This window comes from Paraburkholderia sp. J7, from assembly GCF_905220155.1.
Lineage (GTDB): Bacteria > Pseudomonadota > Gammaproteobacteria > Burkholderiales > Burkholderiaceae > Paraburkholderia.
Genome location: NZ_CAJMYZ010000013.1, coordinates 130,348 through 152,106, shown reverse-complemented (window position 1 = coordinate 152,106; position 21,759 = coordinate 130,348). Strand labels below are relative to the sequence as shown.

The following is a 21,759-nucleotide window of genomic DNA, read 5'->3' as shown; positions in this document are numbered from 1 at the left end:
CTGAACGGCCCCGCCCAACCATGCCTTCCAATTTTGCGCGTTACCTTACGTTCGTCTTGCTGGCCCTCGCGTTGACGCTGCCCTATGCGGTCGTCAACCACACCTATCCGATTCCCACGTTCTATGCGGAATTCGTTGCACTGACACTTTATGTGCTGATGGGTGCTGCCACGTTGTTGCTCGTTCGCCCGGCGCGCTCGGGCGAGGGCTTCGCGTCGCCCACGGTCGCGCTCGTGCCGCTTTTATTCGGCCTGCTGCTGGTCGTGCAGACGTTCGCGTTGCCGCTCGCCGAGCCCTCGATGAACTGGCTCGGCGCGGGCTACCTGCTCGCCGCCGTGCTGGCGACGCACGCGGGCTACACCATCACGCGCGCGCGCCTCATGCAGTCGGCGCTCGTGTGGGGGGCGTTCGCGCTCCAGATCGGCGGCCTTTTCGCCGTATTCACCCAGGTGATCCAGCTCTTTCACCTGGAAACGAAGGTCACGCCGCTCGTGGTTGCGTACAACATAACGGTGGATCGCCGGCCGTTCGGCAACATGGCACAGGCCAATCACCTGGCCACGTATATCGCCTTTGCGATGGCGGGTGCGATGTACCTCGCGCTCACGCGGCGTCTGAATGTCCTGCTCTGGGGCTTGCTGACCGCGATCTATTCCGGTGGCCTCGCGCTCACGGTGTCGCGCGGGCCGTGGCTGCAGATGGGCGTGATTTTCGTCGCGGGCCTGTGGATCGCGTTCACGGGCTGCCGTACCGAAGCAGGCGAGGGGCGCGGCTTCGGTACGCAAGGCCAGGCGCCGGCGGGCTCGGGCCGCAAGGCCGGTGGCGTGCGCGCCTGGATCATTCCGGTCGTGCTCGTGCTGATCTTTTTCGGCATGAATGCGTTCGTGCGCTGGGCCAACGTCCACTACGGCCTGGACCTTGCACAGTCGGCCGCCGAGCGCATGAAGGACGCGAGCCAGATCGCGCCGCGCCTCGCGCTGTGGCGATACGGCTGGACGATGTTCAAGTCGCACCCGGTGCTGGGCGTCGGCTGGGGCGATTTTCCGATGCATCAGTTCGAGCTGGTCCGCTCGCTTGGCGGCGTCGAGATCGCCAACAACGCGCACGATATTTTCCTCGACCTGCTCGCGAAGACCGGCATCGTCGGCCTTGCCATCGTCGTGATCGGGCTCGTCGCGTGGTTCGTGCGTGGGCTGCGCGCGCCGCACACCGCCGAGCGCGTATTCGGCTTCATGCTGATCGGCGTGCTCGTTATGCATGCGCTCGTCGAGTATCCGCAGCAGTACATGTTCTTCCTGCTGCCGGCGATGTTCGTTTTCGGCCTGTTGGAGACCAAGCCGCTGCGTATTCTGCCGTCGCGCGTCTCGCTCGGCGTGTATGCGGTGATCGTGTTCGGCGGCGTCGCGGCGCTGTACCCGGTGCTGCGCGACTACAACCGCGCCGAGGTGCTCTATTACGGGCAGCATCCGGCACGCGACTACGGCGACGACCCTTCGCGCCTGTTCGGCGCCTGGGGCGACTACGGCATGGCGACGCTGTTGCCGATGAATGCCGCGAGCCTTTCGAGCAAGCTTTACGCGCACCAGCGCGCCATCGCGCTGCTGCCCGGAGAAACGGTGCTGCGCCGCTACGCCGTTTTGCAGGCGCTGGATGGCGATACGGCGGGCGCATTCGATACGGTGGAGCGCCTGCGCATTTTCGCGATGGAACTCCACGACTGGCCGACCCAGCTCGCTTCGGTCTATGGCCTGCTCGACGAGCAGCCCACGCTTGCGGACTTCAAGGCGCAACTCGTGAAGAAATATGGGACGCCAGCGAAGTCGGTTGAAGAAGACGACGAGGACGATTCGGACGACTAAGCCTCAAAGCGCGCGCATGAAGCGGCGGCTTGCCGCCGCGTTCTGCGCCGCGCCTTTGGCAATCAAAGCTCGGAGTATTTCGCGGCGCTGCCTTTCGCCTTCTCCACGGGGTAGCGCTGCGCGTTCAACTTGAGCTTTTCGGCTGCCGCATCGACCAGATCGATCCCCGCGGTATGCGCGACCAGCAGAAGGTAGATGAACACATCCGCGCATTCGTGCTTGAGGTGTGTGAGTTGCGCGGGATCGGCGAGCAGGGCGTCGATCTGCGCGTCGGTCTTCCACTGCACCGTCTCTAGCAGCTCGCCCGCCTCGATGCTCGTGGAGACGATCAGGTTGCGCAACGTGTGAAACTGTTGCCAATCGCGCTCGTCGCGGAACGCCAGAACCTGCGCGCGCAGTTCGTCGAGAGTCATGGTCTCAGCGCTCCGCCACCCAGTCCCCCGACTTCCCGCCGTGCTTCTCCAGCACGCGCACGTCGGTGATCGTCATGCCGCGGTCCACCGCCTTGCACATGTCGTAGACGGTCAGCAGGCCGACCTGCACGGCAGTCAGCGCTTCCATCTCCACGCCCGTGCGGCCGAGCGTTTCCACCTGCGCCGTGCAGTGGACGCCGGGCAGCGCTTCGTCGAGCACGAAGTCCACCTTCACGCGCGTGATCGCGAGCGGGTGGCACAGCGGAATCAGATCCGAGGTGCGCTTTGCCCCCTGGATCGCGGCGATGCGCGCAACGCCAATCACGTCGCCTTTTTTCGCGTGGCCGTCGCGGATCAGCGCGAAGGTTGCCGGCAACATGCGGATCGTGCCGCTCGCGAGCGCAATGCGCTTCGTCTCTGCCTTGCCGCCAACGTCGACCATGTGGGCGTCGCCGGCTGCGTCAAAATGCGTGAGTTCAGGCATGGTGGGTTCTTCCTTGAGGGGTACCTATCTTAACAGTGCGGTAAGCAGCGCTTTCTGCGCGTCTTACCTGGTCGCAAGGGTTGTAAGCAGGGCTACAATTGGCCGGTTAGCACACGCGAGCGCAGGCGGTCCGCACCGGGCGCGCCGCCGTGCCGGTGTTCCGCCTTCCCCGATCCTGTCATCAATGCGTCTGAAACGGCTGCTTGCTGCATGGTTGTGCGCGTCGCTCGCGGCTTCCCCGCAAGCGTACGCGCAGGCGTCGAATGCCGCCGTGCTCAATCTCGGCGCGGCTTCGCCAGCAGCCACGAAGCCTGCCGCGAAGCCCGCACCGGCCTCCTCCGGCCCCGCGCCGAATGCGCCCAGTGCGGCGCCCGCACTCGTCAGCGGCCCATTCGACGACACGGCAGACGCCGTCATTCCCGCCTCGATCGCGCAAGGCGTGTTCGGCACCTATGGCGGGGCGCAGAGCCGCTTGGCGGCACCGGGCCAATCCGCCGCATCGTCCGCGAGCGGCAACGCCAGCGTGCGCGCTCCCGCCTGGGTGCCGCAACTGCCCGACCTCGGCGACGGCTCGGGTGGCGCGCTCACGCCGCAGGCCGAGCGCCGCATCGGCGAGCGCGTCATGCGTGAGATTCGCCGCGACCCCGACTACATCGGCGACTGGCTCGTGCGCGACTACCTCAATTCGGTTGCCGCGCGCCTCGAGGCGGCCGCGAGCGCGCAGTTCATCGGCGGTTACCGGCCCGACTTCGATCTGTTCGCGATCCGCGACGGCCAGATCAATGCGTTCTCGCTGCCGGGCGGCTTCATCGGCGTGAACTCGGGGCTCATCGTCGTGACGCAAACCGAATCCGAGCTGGCTTCGGTGCTCGGTCACGAGATGGGTCACGTCTTGCAGCGGCACATCGCACGCATGCTTTCGCAGAGCGAGCGCTCCGGGCTCGCGGCGCTGGCGGGCGTGCTGTTCGGCATTCTCGCCGGCGTGCTCGCGCATAGCGGCGACCTGGGCGCCGGGATCGCGCTTGGCAGCCAGGCCTATGCCGTGGACAGCCAGTTGCGTTTCTCGCGCGCCGCGGAGCACGAGGCCGACCGCGTGGGCTTCCAGCTGCTCACGGGCGCGGGCTACGACCCGTGGGGCATGGTGGCGTTTTTCGAGCGGCTCGAACGCGATTCGATGGAAGACACCGGCGTGCCGGCCTACGCGCGCACGCACCCGCTCACTGGCGAGCGCATCGCCGACATGCAGGACCGCGCGCGCCGCGCCGCCTACCGGCAGCCGCGCCAGGCACCCGAGTACGGTTTCGTGCGCGCGCGTGTGCGCGTGCTGCAGGACCGTACGCGCAACGAGTACATCGACGAGGTTTCGCGTCTGCGCTCGGAAATCGAGGACCGCACGGCGCTCAACGTCGCTGCGAACTGGTACGGCATTGCCTACGCGCAAATGCTGCTCGAGCGCTACGACGACGCCACGGCGTCGCTCGCGAAATCGCGGGCGGCGTTCGCGCAGTTCGAGGCTGCGGACGGCAGTAAAACACGCAACTCGCCGAGTCTCGACGTGCTCGCCGTCGATATCGCGCGCCGCTCGGGCCACGCCGACGACGCCGTGCGGCTAGGCGAGGCCGCGCACAAGGCGTGGCCGGACTCCCACGCGGCCAGCGACGCACTGCTGCAGGCGCAAATCGCGGCGCGCCGCTTCAAGGAGGCGCAGACGCTCGCGCGCAGCCAGACCGAGGCCGAACCGCAGCAAGACGCATGGTGGCTTTATCTGGCGCAAGCGAGCGCAGGACTCGGCGACGCGCTCACGCAGCATCGGGCGATGGCGGAGAAGCTCGCACTAGACGGCGCCTGGCCCTCAGCCATCCGTCAGCTCAAGGAGGCGCGCGACATGAAATCGGTCGGCTACTACGATCTGTCGACCATCGAAGCGCGCCTGCACGACTTCGAGGCGCGCTACAAGCAGGAGCGCCAGGACGAGAAGGATGAGGGCCGCGGCTGAGCCGGCGCTCAGTCTTTGGATGCAGGCCGCGTGCCGCTGTGCTCCGCGGCCTGCGCTTCGCGCTCCGCGCGTGCCGGGCTCGTTACGAAGGCAAAGCGCGCGCTCACGTCGGCACGCCTGATCGCCTGCAGCGGCAGCGCGGCGCCGGCGCGCCAGTGGAAGGTGCCGCTGTGGGCGTCGTCCGCGAGCGTGGCGTGGTCGGTGAAGAGGTCGAGGTCGTGATCGTGCAGCAGCGCCGCGCGCGGCGGCGTGCTCGCATCGGCAAAGATCACGCTGCCCGCTTCGTCTAGGTAGGCGGCCACGGGCTCGAACGCTTGACCGCCCTGATCCGTGAGCGTCAGCGCGCCGGCACTGCCGTCGTGACCCGCGGCAAGGCGCACGATCCACGGCGTGTATTCGAGTTCGACATACACGCGCTGCGGCCCGTTCTGGAAGTACCACTGGCCCTGTTCATCGCGCTCGTAGTTACGGTTGATGAACCCGAGCAGCGCTTCGTGGCGGATCGCCGTGCCGGGGGCATGCTGCGCCTGGGCGGCCTCGTCGCGCATGCGCCAGTTGCCGCGTGCGTCGAGCAGCAGCCAGCCCGTGCAATGCGGGACGTTGGGCCAGCGCGCGAGCGCCTGTTTGACGATGTCATCCATGAGAAACGAAAGGCGAGAGATAAGAGAACACGCGCTGCGCGAGCCAGTCGCTGCGGCCCGGGAACGGTCCCGTCATGAAGCCGACGTGGCCGCCGTGCGCGGGCTGATCGAGCTCGACGGCGGCGCTCACCTCGTGGCGCGCGGGCAGCACCCGGCCCGGCAGGAAGGGATCGTTGCGCGCGTTCAGCACGAGCGTGGGGACGACGATCTCGCCGAGCCTCGGGCGGATCGTTGCCTGGGTGTAGTAGTCGTGGGTATCGCGAAAACCGTGCAGCGGCGCGGTCACGACATTGTCGAATTCGTACATCGTGCGGCTCGCGAGCACGGCTTGTGCATCGAAGAGGCCGGGGTACTGTTCGAGTTTCTGGAGCGCCTTGACTTTCAGCGTCTTCAGGAAGCTGCGCGTGTAGATCATGCCGAAGCCCTGCGTCAGCATCTCGCTGCCCGCGTGCACGTCGAGCGGCGTGGAGATCGCGGCGGCGGCCGAGACGATCGCGGCGTCCTGGCGGCGCTGCGCGAGCCAGTGCAGCAGCACGTTGCCGCCGAGCGACACGCCCGCGACGACGAGCGGCCCGGCGTGGCGGGCGGCGAAGCGGCGCAGGACCCAGTCGACTTCGGCGGAATCGGCGAGATGGTAGAAGCGCGGCAGCAGGTTCAACGGGCCGCTGCAACTGCGAAAGTGGGGGATCGCCGCGTGCCAGCCGCGCGCGTGCGCCGCCGCGGCGAGCGCGCGCGCATAGTGCGAGCTCGAGCCGCCTTCGAGGCCGTGGAACAACACGAATAGCGGCGCATTGTGTGAATCCGCGCCCGTGCTCCTGCCGTCCAGCCAGTCCACTTCGATGAAGTCGCCGTCGGGCGTGTCCCATCGCTCGCGCCGGTAGGCGGGCGCGGGCAGGCGCGAGAAGAGCGCCGGCACGATGGTCTGGATGTGCGCACCGGGCAGCCAGAACGGCGCGCGGTAGTCGGTATCGTCGCTGGCGCCGAGCAGGGCAGCCTGGGCCTCGAGCGCGGCGGCGACGCGGGCCGCCTTGCTGGGCTTGCTGGTGTCGTCGGTCGTACTCATGACTGCCCCCTGCTTTGCGCCTTTTATTTCAGTGCAGCGCGCCCTGGCCGTGGCGCAATTTGGCCGAGAACTGGGTGGCTGCGTCGTCGGGCATGCGGCTCGCATGAATGTGTGCGATACGCCACTCGCCGCGCTCGTGAACCATCACATAGGTCGTGAAGACCATGGTGGGAATCGCGCTGGGGTCGACCGGACGATGCGCTTCCACAATCGCGTAGACCACGGTGCCGAGGCTGTCGTACACGCGGATGTCGAGCGGCTCGATCGACACCGGCGCCGCTTCGAGCTGCGCGGCGAGACCCGCGCGGATGCTCGACAGGCCGTGCAGATGCGCGCCTTCCGCGGTGATGCAGCTCACGAATTCTTCATCGATCCACAGACCCATCAAGCTGTCGATGTTGACTTCCGCGACGGCCTGGTAGTACGCGTTGAGGGTGTCCGCGGCGGCTTCGAAGATGTGGGCAAAACGTGGCATGGCTCGTTGGTCTTGTGCGCCCGGTGTTGCACTTGGCGTGTACCTGGCGCGGGTTGGCGGATGAACGGTTGCGTCGCTTCGCGTCTGTCGCTGCGTTGCGCGCGTGTTGCCGCGAGCATGCCGCTTTCGCGAGACAGGTCTGTGACGTGCTCCGATGCGGCGCTTCGGTCTCTCCCGCGCCTCGATGCCTCTATTGGGCGCGCGCAACGCGCGTGGCGTCCGTTGCGTGGCGCACATCCATTTGCGTGCGCGTCGTTTTCAGCGTGGCGGGCGGCACACACAGCCGCCCAGCGCTGGCTGGCGATGTCTCCGGCTGGCCTAGCGCTGCCCGAGCAGCATGCCGCGCAGGTCGCCGAAAACTTGCTCCGGGCTCAGTTCGCGCAGGCAGTTCAGATGCCCGAGCGGACACTCTCGCGCAAAGCAGGGACTGCATTCGAGATGAAGCCATTGTACCTTTGCAAGCTCGGACAAGGGCGGGGTGTGGCGCGGATCCGTCGACCCGTACAGCGCTACGAGCGGGCGGCGCAGCGCGGCGGCCACGTGCATCAGGCCCGAATCGTTGGTCACCACGGCGTTCGCGCGCGAGATCAGCGCGCACGCTTCGCCGAGCGCGGTCTGTCCGCACAGGTTGCGCACGTTCGGCGCGCGATCGGCAATGGCCTGGGCGAGCGGGGCGTCCTTCGGCGAGCCGAGCGCGATGATCTGCGTGTACGGGAACGACTGGCCCACCATCTTCGCGAGCGCCGCGAAATGCTCCGGCGGCCAGCGTTTGGCGGGGCCGTATTCGGCGCCGGGGCAGAACACGAGCAGCGGCACGCGCGTATCGAGATTGAAGCGCGCCGACACGCGCGACGCCTCGTTCGGGTCCGACTCGAGGCGCGGCATCGGCAGGTCGTCGGGCACGGTCGCGCCGGGCGCGTAGGCGAGCGCGGCATAGTGCCTGACCATGGGCGGGCGCTCGTCCTTCGGCGGGTTCGCATGGCGCACGTTCAAGAGGCCGTAGCGATTCTCGCCCGTATAGCCAATGCGCAGCCCGATATTGGCGAGCCACGGAATCAGCGCGGACTTGAGCGAATTGGGCAGCACGTACGCGGCGTCATAGCGCTCGGCGCGCAAATCGCCGGCCAGTTGCCAGCGGCGCAGCAGTTGCAGCTTGCCGTGGCCGAGGTCGGTGGCGTAGACGTCGCGGATCTCGGGCATGCGCTCGAGCACGGGCGCAACCCAGGTTGGCGCGAGCGCATCGATCTGAATGCGCGGGTGCAGTTTCACGAGCCGCGAAAAAAGCGGCTGCGCCATCAGTGCGTCACCGATCCAGTTCGGTGCGATTACCAGCGCGCGGCGCATCGGGAGTCAGGGTCCGGAGAGGGTAAAGGTTGCACGCAGCTTGCCCGTTTTGGGAAATCGGGGCGAGCGCGTGAAACACGGTTAATTCAACGAAGCGGTTAGCGTGACGTCCCGCCGGCATGCCGGCGGGCGTTAGCGCAAGGTGCAGCCTGGTGCTTCGTGGCGATGTGCGTAAAGCCCGCGGCGCGCCGCCGTTTTCATGGCGGCGCGCGACGGGCAGTGAAGCACGGGGAATGCCGCACGAGTGGTGTGTCCTCACCCGGCGGCCATGCCCGCACGAACGAAACTGGCGCGAGCTCGGCTTCGCGCCATTCCGGCGCGAGGCTCGCGACGCGTCAGTGGCCGTGAACGACCTCGCCCGCGCGCAGCTTGTAACGCGTGCTGCAGTACGGGCATTTCGCTTCGCCGTGCGTCACGTCGAGGAACACGCGCGGGTGGTTGCTCCAGCGCGGCATCGACGGGTTCGGACAGTAAGCGGGCAGATCCTTGGCCGAAAGTTCGACCAGCGGCATTTCCTTGATTTCGCTCATGAGGACAATTCTCTGTGTAGCTGTGGGGGCCAGGCGTTGGCTCGCCCGGACCTTTATTTCTTAGACCTTCGCGAGCCAGTGGGCGTACTTCTCGTTCTTGCCCGACACGACGTCGAAGAAGCCCGATTGCAGCTTCTCCGTGACCGGGCCGCGCGAGCCGCTGCCGATGGTGCGGTTGTCGAGTTCGCGGATCGGCGTGACTTCGGCGGCGGTGCCGGTGAAGAACGCTTCGTCGCAGGTGTAGACCTCGTCGCGCGTGATGCGCTTTTCGATCACCTGAATGCCCATGTCGCGCGCGAGCGTGATGACCGTGTCGCGCGTGATGCCGTCGAGGCACGACGAGAGGTCCGGCGTGTACAGCTTGCCGTTGTTGACGAGGAAGAAGTTTTCGCCGGAGCCTTCCGACACATAGCCGTCCACGTCGAGCAGCAGCGCTTCGTCGTAGCCGTCGGCGGTGGCTTCCTGGTTGGCGAGGATCGAGTTCACGTACCAGCCCGAAGCCTTGGCGCGCACCATCGACACGTTCACGTGATGGCGCGTGAACGACGAGGTCTTCACGCGGATGCCCTTGGCGAGGCCGTCTTCGCCGAGATACGCGCCCCACGGCCACGCGGCGATCGCCACGTGAATGGTGTTGCCCTTGGCCGAAACGCCGAGCTTTTCCGAGCCGACCCAGATGATCGGGCGGATGTAGCACGACTCGAGCTTGTTCGCGCGCACGACTTCGAGCTGTGCGTCGGCGAGCGTCTTCGCGTCGAACGGCACGTCCATCTGGAAGATCTTGGCCGAGTTGAGCAGACGCTTGGTGTGCTCGGCGAGGCGGAAGATGGCGGTGCTGCCGCCGGCGGTCTTGTAGGCGCGTACGCCTTCGAAAACACCCATGCCGTAGTGCAGCGTGTGGGTCAGCACGTGAATGTTGGCGTCGCGCCAATCAATCAGCTTGCCGTCCATCCAGATCTTGCCGTCGCGGTCGGCCATTGACATACGATTCTCCAGACAAGTGCAGTAAATATCGGGCTGATACAGCGTGCTTCGCCGCGCGCCGCGTGGCTGCGGTTGGCAAAGACGAATATTTTAGCGTCATTTGATGCCTGCCAGCGCGCTCGCGGGCGTACGGGGCGGGGTTTTCAAGCGATTTTAGGGTCGCTTCGCGGTGCTTTTGGCTAATTTTTTTCGGCCTGCGTGCATGCTGCGTCGCAGCAAATCCCGCGAAAGCCCGCCTGGCGAGCAGCGTCTGCCCAAATACGGGAGATTCGCCTGGACACGTCTCAGATCGTCCTGGCTATCAGCTAAAATACCGATCTCGCAATTCGATGCCGGCTCGTGCCAGCGACGAGCAGCGACCCGGCGCAGCGACCCGAGACAGCGTTCAAACCGGATCCCGCGCCGTGCCGTTGAGCACGTCTTGCCGCGCCAGAAGCAGGCCCGCGGCGCCGCATCGCCTTGCCACCGCCTTCCCACCATCAAGATGACATGCCCATGAACAAGGTTCTGCGTCTTTCCGATCTGATCTCCGAAGGCAAATTGAAGGGCAAGCGCGTATTCATCCGCGCCGACCTGAACGTGCCGCAGGACGACAACGGCAACATCACCGAAGACACTCGCGTGCGCGCCTCCGTGCCGGCCATCAAGGCCGCACTCGACGCCGGCGCGGCCGTCATGGTCACCTCGCACCTGGGCCGCCCGACCGAAGGCGAGTTCAAGCCCGAAGACTCCCTCGCACCGGTCGCGAAGCGCCTCGCAGAACTGCTTGGCCGCGACGTGCCGCTGGTTGCGAACTGGGTGGAAAACGGCGTGAACGTCGAGCCGGGCAACGTGGTTCTGCTCGAAAACTGCCGCGTCAACAAGGGCGAGAAGAAGAACTCGGACGAGCTTTCGCAAAAGATGGCGAAGCTCTGCGATATCTACGTGAATGACGCGTTCGGCACCGCCCACCGCGCCGAAGCCACGACCTACGGCATCGCGAAGTACGCGAGCGTTGCTTGCGCGGGCCCGCTGCTCGCCGCGGAGCTCGACGCCCTCGGCAAGGCGCTTGGCGCGCCCAAGCGCCCGCTCGTCGCGATCGTGGCGGGCTCCAAGGTCTCGACCAAGCTCACCATTCTCAAGTCGCTGGCCGAGAAGGTCGACCAGCTGATCGTGGGCGGCGGCATCGCCAACACGTTCATGCTGGCGGCGGGCCTGAAGATCGGCAAGTCGCTCGCCGAAGTGGATCTCGTCGACGACGCGAAGGCCATCATCGAAGCGGCGCGTGCGCGCGGCGCCTCGGTGCCGATCCCGACCGACGTCGTGACCGCCAAGGAATTCTCGCCGACGGCCAAGGCCGAGACGAAGGACGTGGCTGACGTGGCCGACGACGACATGATCCTCGACATCGGCCCGGTCACCGCCAACGCGCTCGCCGCGCAGCTCGCGCAGGCCGGCACGATCGTGTGGAACGGCCCGGTCGGCGTGTTCGAGTTCGACCAGTTCGGCAACGGCACGAAGACGCTCGCGGACGCCATCGCCAACTCGGGTGCGTTCTCGATCGCAGGCGGTGGCGACACGCTCGCGGCCATCGCGAAGTACAACATTGCCGACAAGGTCAGCTATATCTCCACCGGCGGCGGCGCCTTCCTCGAGTTCCTCGAAGGCAAGAAGCTCCCGGCGGTCGAAGTGCTCGAAACGCGGGCGGCTGGTTAAGTGGCGCCGCGAGTCCCGGCGAAGTCGGCAAAAGCCGCCGCCATGAGCAAACTTCCTCGTGCAGGCGCACAGAAGTCGCGCAGCGCAGCCGGGGCCGCAGCAAAACAAACGGGGCGCGCAGCGCCCCATGCAGAGACAGAGACGGCGCGGGCGCACGCGTCGCCCGCCGCCGCTGCCGCTGCTGAAACGGATCTTGCGGCGACGCAGTCGACTGCTGAATCGACAGCCGCACAGATTCCGACCGGGCGCACAGCCACGCCCGAACCGAATACGACTACGCATGTAGCAAGCGCCGCAGGGGCTCGTGTGAGCCCCGCAGCGCCCTCCAAGAAAGCGACGCCGGGCTCACCCGGTGCGCGTTCCGGCGCGTCCGCACCCGCGGCGCAACCGGCCAGCACTTCTCGCAGCAACGGTTTTCCCAGCGATCCTATCCAGACGAGGAGACTCATGCATCGCGCCACCAAGATTGTCGCCACCATCGGTCCGGCTTCCAGCACGCCGGACATCCTGCTGAAAATGATCCGCGCGGGACTGGACGTGGTGCGCCTCAACTTCTCGCACGGCACCGCCGACGACCATCGTCAGCGTGCTGAAATGGTGCGGGACTGCGCCCGCCAGGCTGGCCGCGAAGTTGCGATCATGGCGGACCTGCAAGGCCCGAAGATTCGCGTCGGCAAATTCGAGAACGGCAAGACGACGCTCGAGCCGGGCCAGCCGTTCATCCTCGACGCCGAATGCGAACTCGGCAACGACGAGCGCGTCGGTCTCGACTACAAGGACCTGCCGCGCGACCTGAAGCCGGGCGACATCCTGCTGCTCAATGACGGCCTGATCGTGCTCGACGTTGCGCGCGTGATCGGCAGCGAGATCCACACCATCGTGCGTGTGGGCGGCGACCTGTCGAACAACAAGGGCATCAACCGCCAGGGCGGCGGCCTCACGGCGCCCGCGCTCACCGCGAAGGACATGGAAGACATCCGCACGGCCATGTCGCTCGGCGCGGACTTCGTCGCCGTGTCGTTCCCGAAGAACGCCACCGACATGGAAATGGCGCGCCAGCTCGCGAACATCGCGGGCGCGCCGTACGGCATCAAGCCGAAGATGATCGCGAAGATCGAGCGCGCCGAAGCCATTCCGGCGCTGCAGGAAATTCTCGATTCGTCGGACGGCATCATGGTCGCTCGTGGCGACCTGGCCGTGGAAGTGGGCAATGCCGCGGTGCCGGCGCTGCAAAAGCGCATGATCCGCATGGCGCGCGACTCGAACAAGCTCGTCATCACGGCCACGCAGATGATGGAGTCGATGATCCACGCGCCGGTGCCCACGCGCGCCGAAGTCTCGGACGTCGCCAACGCCGTGCTCGACGGCACGGACGCGGTGATGCTCTCGGCCGAATCGGCGGCGGGCAAGTACCCGGTGCAGACCATCGAAGCGATGGCCGCGATCTGTCTGGAAGCCGAAAAGTCGGAGCAGTCGGAGCTCGACAAGGACTTCCTCGACCGCACCTTCACGCGTATCGACCAGTCGATCGCGATGGGCGCGCTGTTCACGGCCTACCACCTGGGCGCGAAGGCGATCGTCGCGCTCACGGAATCGGGGTCGACCGCGCTGTGGATGTCGCGTCACTGGACCCATGTGCCGATCTTCGCGCTCACGCCGCGTGCAGGCAGCGAGCGCGCCATGTCGCTCTACCGCAATGTCACGCCGCTGCATCTGGATACCAGCAGCGACCGCGACACCGCGCTCCAGCAAGCCATCGAAGTGGTGGTGAGCAAGGGCTACGCAGCGCGCGGCGATATGGTCGTGCTGACGGTGGGCGAGCCGATGGGGCAGCCGGGCGGCACGAATACGCTCAAGATCGTGCGCGTGGGAGATGTGCTGTAACTGCGGTGCTCTAACTGCGGGACAGTGATCTCGCGGCGATTTTTTTCGCTTTATTTTCGAGACTCCTGAAAATAAATCCCACTGGCGCAGACTGGTATCACATTGGTATCAGATCGGCGCTAGATCGGTGCCATTTAGACGTCTTTTCCCCGCAATTGCAGCCCGTACGCCGTAGAAGCGGCGCGCGGGCTGTCAACTCTTTTTGCACCTTCTCGCGGTTTTGACGCTCCGATACGCCATTTTCATGCCAGTTACGTGCCTGGCGCCGGGAACGCACCCGCTTCGCGATAAAATCACCCCATCGAGCCCGCGGCAGGTCACGCGGGCGGCGGCTGCCAGGCCGCCCTCGACCGGCTGCGCAAGACAGCCGGCGGCAGAAGAGATTCGTTTCAAATCAAAGGAGTAGCAACAATGCCTCTCGTATCAATGCGTCAACTGCTCGACCACGCGGCTGAACACGGTTATGGCCTGCCGGCGTTCAACGTGAATAACCTGGAACAGGTCCAGGCGATCATGGAAGCGGCGAACCAGGTGGGCTCGCCGGTGATCATGCAGGCATCGGCCGGCGCGCGTAAGTACGCGGGTGAGCCCTTCCTGCGCCACCTGATCGAAGCCGCAGTCGAGTCGTATCCGCATATTCCGGTCGTGATGCACCAGGACCACGGCCAGTCGCCGGCGGTTTGCATGGCCGCGATCCGCAGCGGTTTCACGAGCGTGATGATGGACGGCTCGCTCGAAGCCGACGGCAAGACGGTCGCATCGTACGAGTACAACGTCGATGTCTCGCGCAAGGTCGTGGAAATGGCGCACTCGATCGGCGTGACGGTCGAAGCGGAACTGGGCGTGCTCGGTTCGCTGGAAACGATGAAGGGCGACAAGGAAGACGGTCACGGCGCGGAAGGCACCATGACGCGCGAGCAGCTCCTGACCGATCCGGAGCAGGCTGCAGACTTCGTGAAGCTGACCCAGTGCGATGCACTGGCCATCGCGATCGGCACCTCGCACGGCGCGTACAAGTTCTCCAAGAAGCCCACGGGCGACATTCTGTCGATCCAGCGCATCAAGGAAATCCACGCGCGCATTCCGAACACGCACCTCGTGATGCACGGTTCGTCGTCGGTGCCGCAGGAACTGCTGGCCGAGATCCGCGAATTCGGCGGCGACATGAAGGAAACGTACGGTGTGCCGGTGGAAGAGATCCAGGAAGGCATCCGTCACGGCGTGCGCAAGATCAACATCGACACCGACCTGCGTCTGGCGATCACGGGCGCGATCCGTCGCTATATGTATCAAAACCCGTCGAAGTTCGACCCGCGCGACTACCTGAAGCCGGCTCGCGAAGCCGCGAAGAAGGTGTGCGTGGACCGCTTCCTCGCGTTCGGCTGCGAAGGCCAGGCTGGCAAGATCAAGCCGGTCTCGCTCGACAAGATCGCCGAAAAGTACAAGTCGGGCGAACTCGCGCAGATCGTTCGCTAAGCGAGCTTCTGTGACAGGCGCACCGGCCGGGTCCGGCGGGGCGCCTGGGCGGCCCCGCCTGGGCGGCCCCGCCTAGGTGGCCCCGCCTGAAGTTGTACAAAACATCGCCGTTTCCGCCTGTTTTGGGGGAACGGCGATGGGCTTTTCCGGGAAATTTGCCGGTTTTTGGTTTACCCTCGCAATACCTTCGGTTTTACGCTGTCCTGGCGCGGTTGCAACCGCGATTCCGGACCGAACCCGCCTCCGTTTCGATTGTCCTTTTAGCGAATCACGACGATGTCTACCCTTTACGAATCCACGCTCCGCTCGCTGCCGCTTCTCGGCCGCGGCAAGGTCCGCGACAACTATGCCGTGGGCAACGACAAGCTGCTGATCGTCACCACCGACCGTCTGTCGGCGTTCGACGTCATCATGGGCGAGCCGATTCCGCGCAAGGGCGAGGTGCTCAACCAGATGGCCGACTTCTGGTTCGAGAAGCTCAAGCACGTCGTGCCGAACCACCTCACGGGCGTCGCGCCTGAAACCGTCGTGGCCGCCGACGAAGTCGAGCAGGTCAAGGGCCGCGCCGTCGTGGTGAAGCGCCTCGAGCCGATCCTCGTCGAAGCCGTGGTGCGCGGTTATCTGGCCGGCAGCGGCTGGAAGGACTATCAGGCAACGGGCGCCGTGTGCGGCGTGGAACTGCCGCCGGGCCTGCAGAACGCGCAGAAGCTGCCCGAGCCGATCTTCACGCCGGCGGCGAAGGCCGAAATGGGCCACCACGACGAGAACATCACGTACGAGGAAATGGAGCGCCGCATCGGCACCGAGCTGTCGCGCACCATCAAGGAAATTTCGATCAAGCTGTACAAGGAAGCCGCCGACTACGCGGCCACGCGCGGCATCATCATCGCCGACACGAAGTTCGAATTCGGTCTGGACAACCACGGCCAGCTTTACCTGATGGACGAGGCGCTCACTGCCGACTCGTCGCGTTTCTGGCCGGCCGACCAATACCAGGTGGGCTCGAACCCGCCGTCGTTCGACAAGCAGTTCGTGCGCGACTGGCTCGAAACCCAGGACTGGAAGAAGGAGCCGCCGGCACCGAAGCTGCCCGACGAAGTGATTGAAAAAACGTCGGCGAAGTATCAGGAGGCGCTCGAGCGTCTCACGGGTCAAAAGCTCGCCTAAGCGAGTGCGCGAAAAGTAAATAGAGGGAAGAAGGAAGCACAATGAGCGAAGTTCAGACGGCTCACCAGCACGCGGCGCCGCTCGTCGGCGTGTTGATGGGCTCCAGCTCCGACTGGGACACGATGAAGCACGCGGTCGCGATCCTGCAGGAGTTCGGCGTCGCGTACGAGGCCAAGGTGGTCTCGGCGCACCGCATGCCCGACGAGATGTTCGAGTACGCGGAAAAAGCGCGCGAGCGCGGCCTGCGCGCGATCATCGCGGGCGCTGGCGGCGCGGCGCATCTGCCGGGCATGCTGGCGGCCAAGACCACGGTGCCCGTGCTCGGCGTGCCGGCGGTCAGCAAGTACCTGAAGGGCGTGGATTCGCTCCATTCGATCGTGCAGATGCCCAAGGGCGTGCCGGTTGCGACCTTCGCCATCGGCGAGGCGGGCGCGGCCAATGCGGCGCTCTTTGCCGTCTCGATCCTGAGCGTCACGAACGCCGAATATGCGAACAAGCTCGCGGCGTTCCGCGTGCGCCAGAACGAAGCGGCGCACGCCATGGTGCTGCCCCCGCTTTGATCGTTCCGCTTTGATCGCCCCACGCGCCGCGGCCACCCCGCGGCCGACCACGAAGATGACTCCTGACAACTCTCCGGTTTCACCGATCCTGCCCGGCGCCTGGCTGGGCATGGTGGGTGGCGGCCAGCTCGGCCGCATGTTCTGCTTTGCCGCGCAGGCGATGGGCTACCGCGTCGCCGTGCTCGATCCCGACGCGACGAGCCCCGCGGGCACCGTGGCCGACCGCCATATCTGCGCCGCCTACGACGACGAAGCCGCGCTCACCGAACTCGCGCGCCTGTGCGCGGCCGTCTCGACCGAGTTCGAGAACGTGCCCGCGGCGAGCCTCGATGCGCTCGCGAAGTCGACCTTCGTGAGCCCGGCCGGGCGCTGCGTTGCCGTGGCGCAGGACCGCATCGCCGAGAAACGCTTTATCGCGGCGGCCGGCGTGCCGGTCGCGCCGCACGTGGTAATCGAGTCGTCGCAGGCGCTTGCCGGCATCGACGACAAGGCGCTCGCCGCCGTGCTGCCGGGCATTCTCAAGACCGCGCGCATGGGCTACGACGGCAAAGGCCAGATTCGCGTGGGCAACGCCGAGGAGGTGCGCGAGGCGCATGCGTCGCTCGGCGGCGTGCCGTGCGTGCTGGAAAAGCGCCTGCCGCTGAAGTTCGAGGTGAGCGCGCTGATCGCACGCGGCACGAACGGCGCGGCCGTGGTGTATCCGCTCGCGCAGAACACGCACCGCAACGGCGTGCTGTCGCACACCATCGTGCCGGCACCGGACGCGAGCCCCGCGCTCGTGCAGCAGGCCCAGCAGGCCGCGATCCAGATCGCGGCGAAGCTAGGCTATGTCGGTGTACTGTGCGTGGAGTTCTTCATCCTCGAAGACGGCTCGCTCGTCGCCAACGAAATGGCGCCGCGCCCGCACAACTCCGGCCACTACACGACCGATGCATGCGCCACGAGCCAGTTCGAGCAGCAGGTGCGCGCCATGACGGCCATGCCGCTCGGCGACACGCGCCAGCACTCGCCGGCCGTGATGCTCAACATTCTCGGCGACGTGTGGTTCCCCTGCGCCGTGGGCGAGGCGAAGCCGCAGAAGGGCGCCGCGCCGGTCACGCCGCCGTGGGACCAGGTGGCCGCGATGCCGGCCGCGCGCCTGCATCTGTACGGCAAGGAAGAAGCGCGCGCGGGCCGCAAGATGGGCCACGTGAACTTCACCGCGCCGACGCTCGACGAAGCGCGTGCGGCCGCACGCGACTGCGCGCGCCTGCTGCACATCGCCACGAGCTGAGGTTGGGCTCGAAGTTGAGAAATGCCATGTCTGACCAGCAGAAAGGGCCGCACGAAGGCACGCCGAATTTGACCGACGCCGATATCGAAGCGGCCGCCGCGCTGCTCGACGCGGGCGAACTGGTCGCGTTCCCGACGGAGACTGTCTACGGCCTGGGCGGCGACGCTTCGAACCCTGAAGCCGTTGCGCGTATCTACGCAGCCAAGGGCCGGCCGGCGAACCACCCGGTTATCGTGCATCTGCCGCCCGGCGGCGATCCGACGTACTGGGCGGCGCAGTGGCCCGAGGCGGCGCAAAAACTCGTCGATGCCTTCTGGCCCGGCCCGCTTACGCTCATCGTCAAACGCCACGAACGCATTCCCGACGCCGTGAGCGGCGGCCAGGACTCGGTGGGGCTGCGCTGCCCGTCGCATCCGGTTGCGCAGCAGCTGCTGGCGGCGTTTTCTGCGCGCCGCGGGGGGCATGGCGGCGTGGCGGCGCCTTCGGCGAACCGCTTCGGCCACGTGAGTCCGACCACCGCGCAGCACGTGCGCGACGAATTTGGCGCGGCCGTGCATGTGCTCGATGGCGGCGCATGCGACGTGGGGATCGAATCGACGATTCTCGATCTCTCGCGCGGCTTTCCCGCGTTGCTGCGGCCCGGCCACGTGACGCCGCACGATATCGCCCGTGTGCTGGGCGAGGCGCCACGCTTGCCCGACGGTTCGGACGCCACGGCGCCGCGCGCCTCGGGCACGCTCAAGGCGCATTACGCGCCGCGCACGCCGCTCGCGCTGCTGCCTTTCGAGGCGCTGGAGCCGTTGCTCGCAGCCGCGCGCGATGCCGGCGAATCGGTGGCGCTGGTGGCGCGCGCTTCGCGCGCGGGTGCATGGGCGCAAGCGCCAGGCGTGCACTTCGTCGCCGCGCCGGAAGAGCCGCAGGAATATGCGCGTGAGCTGTACGGCTTGCTGCGCGCGCTCGATCGGGCGAATGTCTCGCGCATTCTCATCGAGAAGCTGCCCGAGACGATCGAATGGATCGCGGTCAATGACCGGTTGGGGCGGGCAGCGGCGGCGTTCGAGGCGCAGCAGTAGGGCTCAGCACGTTTGCCCGCGTTCAATGAGAAACACCCCACGAACCTGACGGTCCGTGGGGTGTTTTTTCTTGCACCGGAAGATCCGGTGCGCGAGGCTCAAACGAGGTTGATCACGGCGCCTTGCCGATGCCTGCAGCAGCCAGCTGCGTTTCGGCGAACGTCGCGAATTGCTGGTGCAGTGCCGTGGTCGGGTGCACGAGATCCGCGAACATGTAGGTCGTAGGCGCGTTGGCCGTCGTCAGCGTTTGCGGCGAGCAGAACAGCGAGCTGCCGAAGCTCTGACCGTATGCCTGCGCGTAGGCGTTGATGGTGGCTTGCGGCGTCGTGGCCGGGTTCAGCCCGAGCGTTGCCTGCGGGTTGGCGAGCGCATAGTTGGTCGCGCTGGTCGCCATGGCCGTAAGGTTGCAGGCCGTGTCCGTATTCGTCACGGTGAAGCCGAGGCTTGCTGCGTTCTGGACCGACTGGTCGAGCCAAGAGAACGTATCGACCAGCACGACCTTCTTCGCTTGCACGTCGGCCGCGGTCGCTGTGATCAGAGTCAGGTTGTACATCGCCGAAATGAGCGAGAGCGCCTGGTCAGCCGAGCTCGCGGAGCCGGGCGTTGCACCGATGGCCGCGTCGGCCTTCAGCGCGGCAGGCGTCTTGCCGATGTCAGGCACCGTGGCGACAGCGATCTTCGGATTGCCGGGAACGATTTCCGAATGGACGATCGCGCCCAAAGTGGCCGCTGCTGTCAGGACCGGGGTGATCGACGTAAAGGCGGCCTGATTGCCCTGCACGAGCCCAAGCGCGACGTACGCGGGTACGAGCGCCGTAGCCTGCGCCTGTGTGAAGCCTTTGCCCATCAGGGCCGTGACAGCGGCAGTGCCTTGCGTGGCGACCGCGGTCGTGAAATTGTTCGCGGCGAGTGCGGCGCCGAACAGGGCCAGGTTCGTCTGGCCGCCGCCAGTCGGCACGTCCAGCAGGTTCAGGATTTCATTCGCGCCGCCTTCCACGAGCACGAGTTGACCCGCGTTGAAGCTGCCGTGCTGCGCCAGATACTGCTGAACTTGCCAATCGACGGGTTGCTCGCTCGCAGCGGCGATCACCGCGCTGGTATTCGCCACGCCGCCACCCGTCACCAGCGCGCCGCCTTGCGCGTAGTCGAGCCCGCCCGTTGCCGTGAGCGGCAGACCGAAGCCGCCTTCGAAGGCCGGCGAAAGCGTGTTGCCGAAGTACTCGGAGACATGCTGCGCCCAGACTTCGCCCGGGTTGGTCGTGAAGCGGCCGCCGCCGAAGCCCGGCAGAATCTGCTCCGAATACGTGCCCGCGTCGGTCAAGCTCGTGCCGAACGCCACCACCTGCAAGTTGACGCCCGACGGCGGCGGCGTGCTTGCATTGTTGTTGCCCCCTCCGCTGCTGCCACCGCAGGCGGCGAGCAGCGCAAAGGCGGCGCTCGCAACAGCGATCTGGGTGGCGCGCAACAGCGTACGGTGTCTCGGTCCTTGATGCTTCATATTCACTTCATCTCCTCTGTGTGTGGCCTTTGATGCCATGCCTGCCTACTCATGCAACGGGGGCTCGCGGCGCGTGCACCCGTTGTCGATGTTGTTTTCGTTAGTCGGCCTTGCATGCACCCCCTGCATGCTGCTTCCAGGTGAGGGCCAAGGCCGACAGACTACGCAATCTCTCAGCCACTGCGCGACCCGAACTCACCCTCGGTGTTGTTTTCCGGCACGCCGCGCGGTGTTCCCGCCGTCGCCAAAGTTGCCGATATGACGGTTGCAAGACGCAGCGCGTCGTGGCGCTCGCACCAATCCGGCGGCGCGAACAGGGCGGCTGCGCGCGCACGCCAGTCGGGCATGCGCGCGAAGTCCCGCGCCATCGCGAGCCATTCGTGAAACGTCGCCTTGAGCGGATTGCATGACGCGAGCGGCTTGACGATGCCGTAGTCGGGCGCGTCGTGGGCGTCTTCCTCGACGTAGCTGCCGAACATGCGGTCCCAGATCGCGAGCACGCCGGCGTAATTGCGATCGATGTACCGCGCGTTGCGCGCGTGGTGAACGCGATGCATTGACGGCGTGTTGAACACGTATTCGAGCCAGCCGAGCTTGCCTGGCTGACCTATCGCTTGCGTGTGCACGAAGAACTGGAACGCGAGATTGACGAGCACGATCGCGACGATCTGCTCCGGTGTGAAGCCGAGCATGGCGAGCGGAATCCAGAACACCCACATGCCCGCAACGGGATACATGAGGCTCTGGCGAAACGCCGTCGACAGGTTCAGGCGTTCCGACGAATGGTGGACGACGTGCGCGGCCCAGAGCCAGCGCACGCGATGGCTCGCGCGGTGAAAGACGTAGTAGAGCAGGTCCTGCGCGACAAAGAGCGCGAACCATGCGACGAGGCCGGGCTGCCACGAAACGAGCCGGAAGTGCCGGTAGACATAGGCATAGACGGGGACCGCAACAAGCCACGCCAGTTTGTCGGCGCCCTGGTGCATGAGCGCGAGCGCGGCGTTGCACAGCGTATCGGGCCACGCGTAGCGGGCGCTGTCGGGGGTGTCGTTCGATGCAGCACGGGGCCGCGTGCGGGAGAGGTACCACGCTTCCCAGCCGATGCAGGCGAGAAACACGGGAGCGAGGGCGAGCAGCAGCCATTGCGCGTCGAACTGCACGAACGTCGTCCTCCTTGTCCCGTGGGCGGCGCTGGCGGGCAGCGCGGCGGTTGTAGTCTCGTGTCTTTTCGGCAGCGTTGATGCGCGTTCTTGTGCGCGCGCGGCTCGATTGCCGTACGCGTTTGACAGATTTTTGTGACGCGCCTTCGGCCTTTGCCCGTCAGGGTACACGCCTCGCGCCCAG

19 protein-coding genes are annotated in these 21,759 nt (G+C 66.3%); 9 read left to right on the top strand and 10 right to left on the bottom strand.

The window, feature by feature from the left end:
- The first annotated feature begins 20 nt into the window (after positions 1-20).
- The gene (locus U5A58_RS21950; protein ID WP_321962991.1) at positions 21-1,859 is read left to right on the top strand and encodes a PglL family O-oligosaccharyltransferase; all 1,839 of its coding nucleotides are present in this window, start codon (positions 21-23) and stop codon (positions 1,857-1,859) included.
- A gap of 62 nt (positions 1,860-1,921) precedes the next feature.
- Here U5A58_RS21950 and U5A58_RS21945 read toward each other — a convergent pair whose 3' ends face one another.
- Entirely contained in the window at positions 1,922-2,272 is a 351-nt protein-coding gene (locus U5A58_RS21945) for a nucleotide pyrophosphohydrolase (RefSeq protein ID WP_158758565.1), read from the bottom strand.
- Between the two features lie 4 nt (positions 2,273-2,276).
- Positions 2,277-2,756 (bottom strand): cyclic pyranopterin monophosphate synthase MoaC, encoded by a 480-nt coding sequence (gene moaC, locus U5A58_RS21940; protein ID WP_321913737.1) that lies wholly within the window; start codon positions 2,754-2,756, stop codon positions 2,277-2,279.
- 184 nt (positions 2,757-2,940) lie between these two features.
- On the opposite strand from moaC, the gene U5A58_RS21935 reads away from it, so the two are divergent.
- A complete protein-coding gene (locus tag U5A58_RS21935) occupies positions 2,941-4,752 on the top strand; it encodes a M48 family metalloprotease (RefSeq protein WP_321962990.1) in 1,812 nt (603 codons plus the stop codon).
- 8 nt (positions 4,753-4,760) lie between these two features.
- Here the strand turns inward: U5A58_RS21935 and U5A58_RS21930 are convergent, their stop codons facing one another.
- The 6 genes from U5A58_RS21930 to U5A58_RS21905 form a co-directional block, all read right to left on the bottom strand.
- Positions 4,761-5,393: a DUF2946 family protein gene (locus tag U5A58_RS21930; RefSeq protein WP_321962989.1), complete on the bottom strand. Its 633-nt coding sequence runs from the start codon at positions 5,391-5,393 to the stop codon at positions 4,761-4,763.
- Positions 5,386-6,456: a YheT family hydrolase gene (locus tag U5A58_RS21925; protein ID WP_321962988.1), complete on the bottom strand. Its 1,071-nt coding sequence runs from the start codon at positions 6,454-6,456 to the stop codon at positions 5,386-5,388. The genes U5A58_RS21930 and U5A58_RS21925 overlap by 8 nt, the downstream gene beginning before the upstream one ends.
- A gap of 28 nt (positions 6,457-6,484) precedes the next feature.
- Complete coding sequence (locus tag U5A58_RS21920; RefSeq protein WP_028205952.1) at positions 6,485-6,931, bottom strand: nuclear transport factor 2 family protein; 447 nt, start codon at positions 6,929-6,931, stop codon at positions 6,485-6,487.
- Positions 6,932-7,249: 318 nt separating this feature from the next.
- A complete protein-coding gene (gene waaF / locus U5A58_RS21915; RefSeq protein WP_321913741.1) occupies positions 7,250-8,275 on the bottom strand; it encodes a lipopolysaccharide heptosyltransferase II in 1,026 nt (341 codons plus the stop codon).
- Between the two features lie 335 nt (positions 8,276-8,610).
- Positions 8,611-8,805 (bottom strand): zinc-finger domain-containing protein, encoded by a 195-nt coding sequence (locus U5A58_RS21910; RefSeq protein ID WP_028205950.1) that lies wholly within the window; start codon positions 8,803-8,805, stop codon positions 8,611-8,613.
- A gap of 60 nt (positions 8,806-8,865) precedes the next feature.
- Positions 8,866-9,789 (bottom strand): branched-chain amino acid transaminase, encoded by a 924-nt coding sequence (locus tag U5A58_RS21905; RefSeq protein WP_321913742.1) that lies wholly within the window; start codon positions 9,787-9,789, stop codon positions 8,866-8,868.
- Positions 9,790-10,284: 495 nt separating this feature from the next.
- Between U5A58_RS21905 and U5A58_RS21900 the strand changes: the two genes are divergently transcribed.
- The 7 genes from U5A58_RS21900 (at position 10,285) to U5A58_RS21870 (ending at position 18,917) form a co-directional block, all read left to right on the top strand.
- On the top strand, positions 10,285-11,484 hold the full coding sequence (locus tag U5A58_RS21900) for a phosphoglycerate kinase (RefSeq protein ID WP_321962987.1): 1,200 nt from the start codon (positions 10,285-10,287) through the stop codon (positions 11,482-11,484).
- 447 nt (positions 11,485-11,931) lie between these two features.
- Positions 11,932-13,368: a pyruvate kinase gene (gene pyk, locus U5A58_RS21895; RefSeq protein ID WP_321913744.1), complete on the top strand. Its 1,437-nt coding sequence runs from the start codon at positions 11,932-11,934 to the stop codon at positions 13,366-13,368.
- A gap of 411 nt (positions 13,369-13,779) precedes the next feature.
- Positions 13,780-14,844, top strand: coding sequence for a class II fructose-bisphosphate aldolase (gene fba / locus U5A58_RS21890; RefSeq protein ID WP_028211757.1), 1,065 nt, complete (start codon positions 13,780-13,782; stop codon positions 14,842-14,844).
- Between the two features lie 276 nt (positions 14,845-15,120).
- On the top strand, positions 15,121-16,011 hold the full coding sequence (locus tag U5A58_RS21885; protein ID WP_321962986.1) for a phosphoribosylaminoimidazolesuccinocarboxamide synthase: 891 nt from the start codon (positions 15,121-15,123) through the stop codon (positions 16,009-16,011).
- 41 nt (positions 16,012-16,052) lie between these two features.
- Positions 16,053-16,571: a 5-(carboxyamino)imidazole ribonucleotide mutase gene (gene purE, locus U5A58_RS21880; RefSeq protein WP_321913746.1), complete on the top strand. Its 519-nt coding sequence runs from the start codon at positions 16,053-16,055 to the stop codon at positions 16,569-16,571.
- Between the two features lie 55 nt (positions 16,572-16,626).
- The gene (locus tag U5A58_RS21875) at positions 16,627-17,844 is read left to right on the top strand and encodes a 5-(carboxyamino)imidazole ribonucleotide synthase (protein ID WP_321962985.1); all 1,218 of its coding nucleotides are present in this window, start codon (positions 16,627-16,629) and stop codon (positions 17,842-17,844) included.
- Positions 17,845-17,870: 26 nt separating this feature from the next.
- A complete protein-coding gene (locus U5A58_RS21870) occupies positions 17,871-18,917 on the top strand; it encodes an L-threonylcarbamoyladenylate synthase (RefSeq protein ID WP_321962984.1) in 1,047 nt (348 codons plus the stop codon).
- A 112-nt stretch (positions 18,918-19,029) separates the two neighbouring features.
- Here the strand turns inward: U5A58_RS21870 and U5A58_RS21865 are convergent, their stop codons facing one another.
- Together U5A58_RS21865 and U5A58_RS21860 are read right to left on the bottom strand one after the other, a co-directional pair.
- Positions 19,030-20,415, bottom strand: a complete 1,386-nt coding sequence (locus U5A58_RS21865) for an acylhydrolase (RefSeq protein ID WP_321962983.1) — start codon at positions 20,413-20,415, stop codon at positions 19,030-19,032.
- Between the two features lie 173 nt (positions 20,416-20,588).
- Positions 20,589-21,575: a sterol desaturase family protein gene (locus U5A58_RS21860; protein ID WP_321962982.1), complete on the bottom strand. Its 987-nt coding sequence runs from the start codon at positions 21,573-21,575 to the stop codon at positions 20,589-20,591.
- Positions 21,576-21,759: the final 184 nt, after the last annotated feature.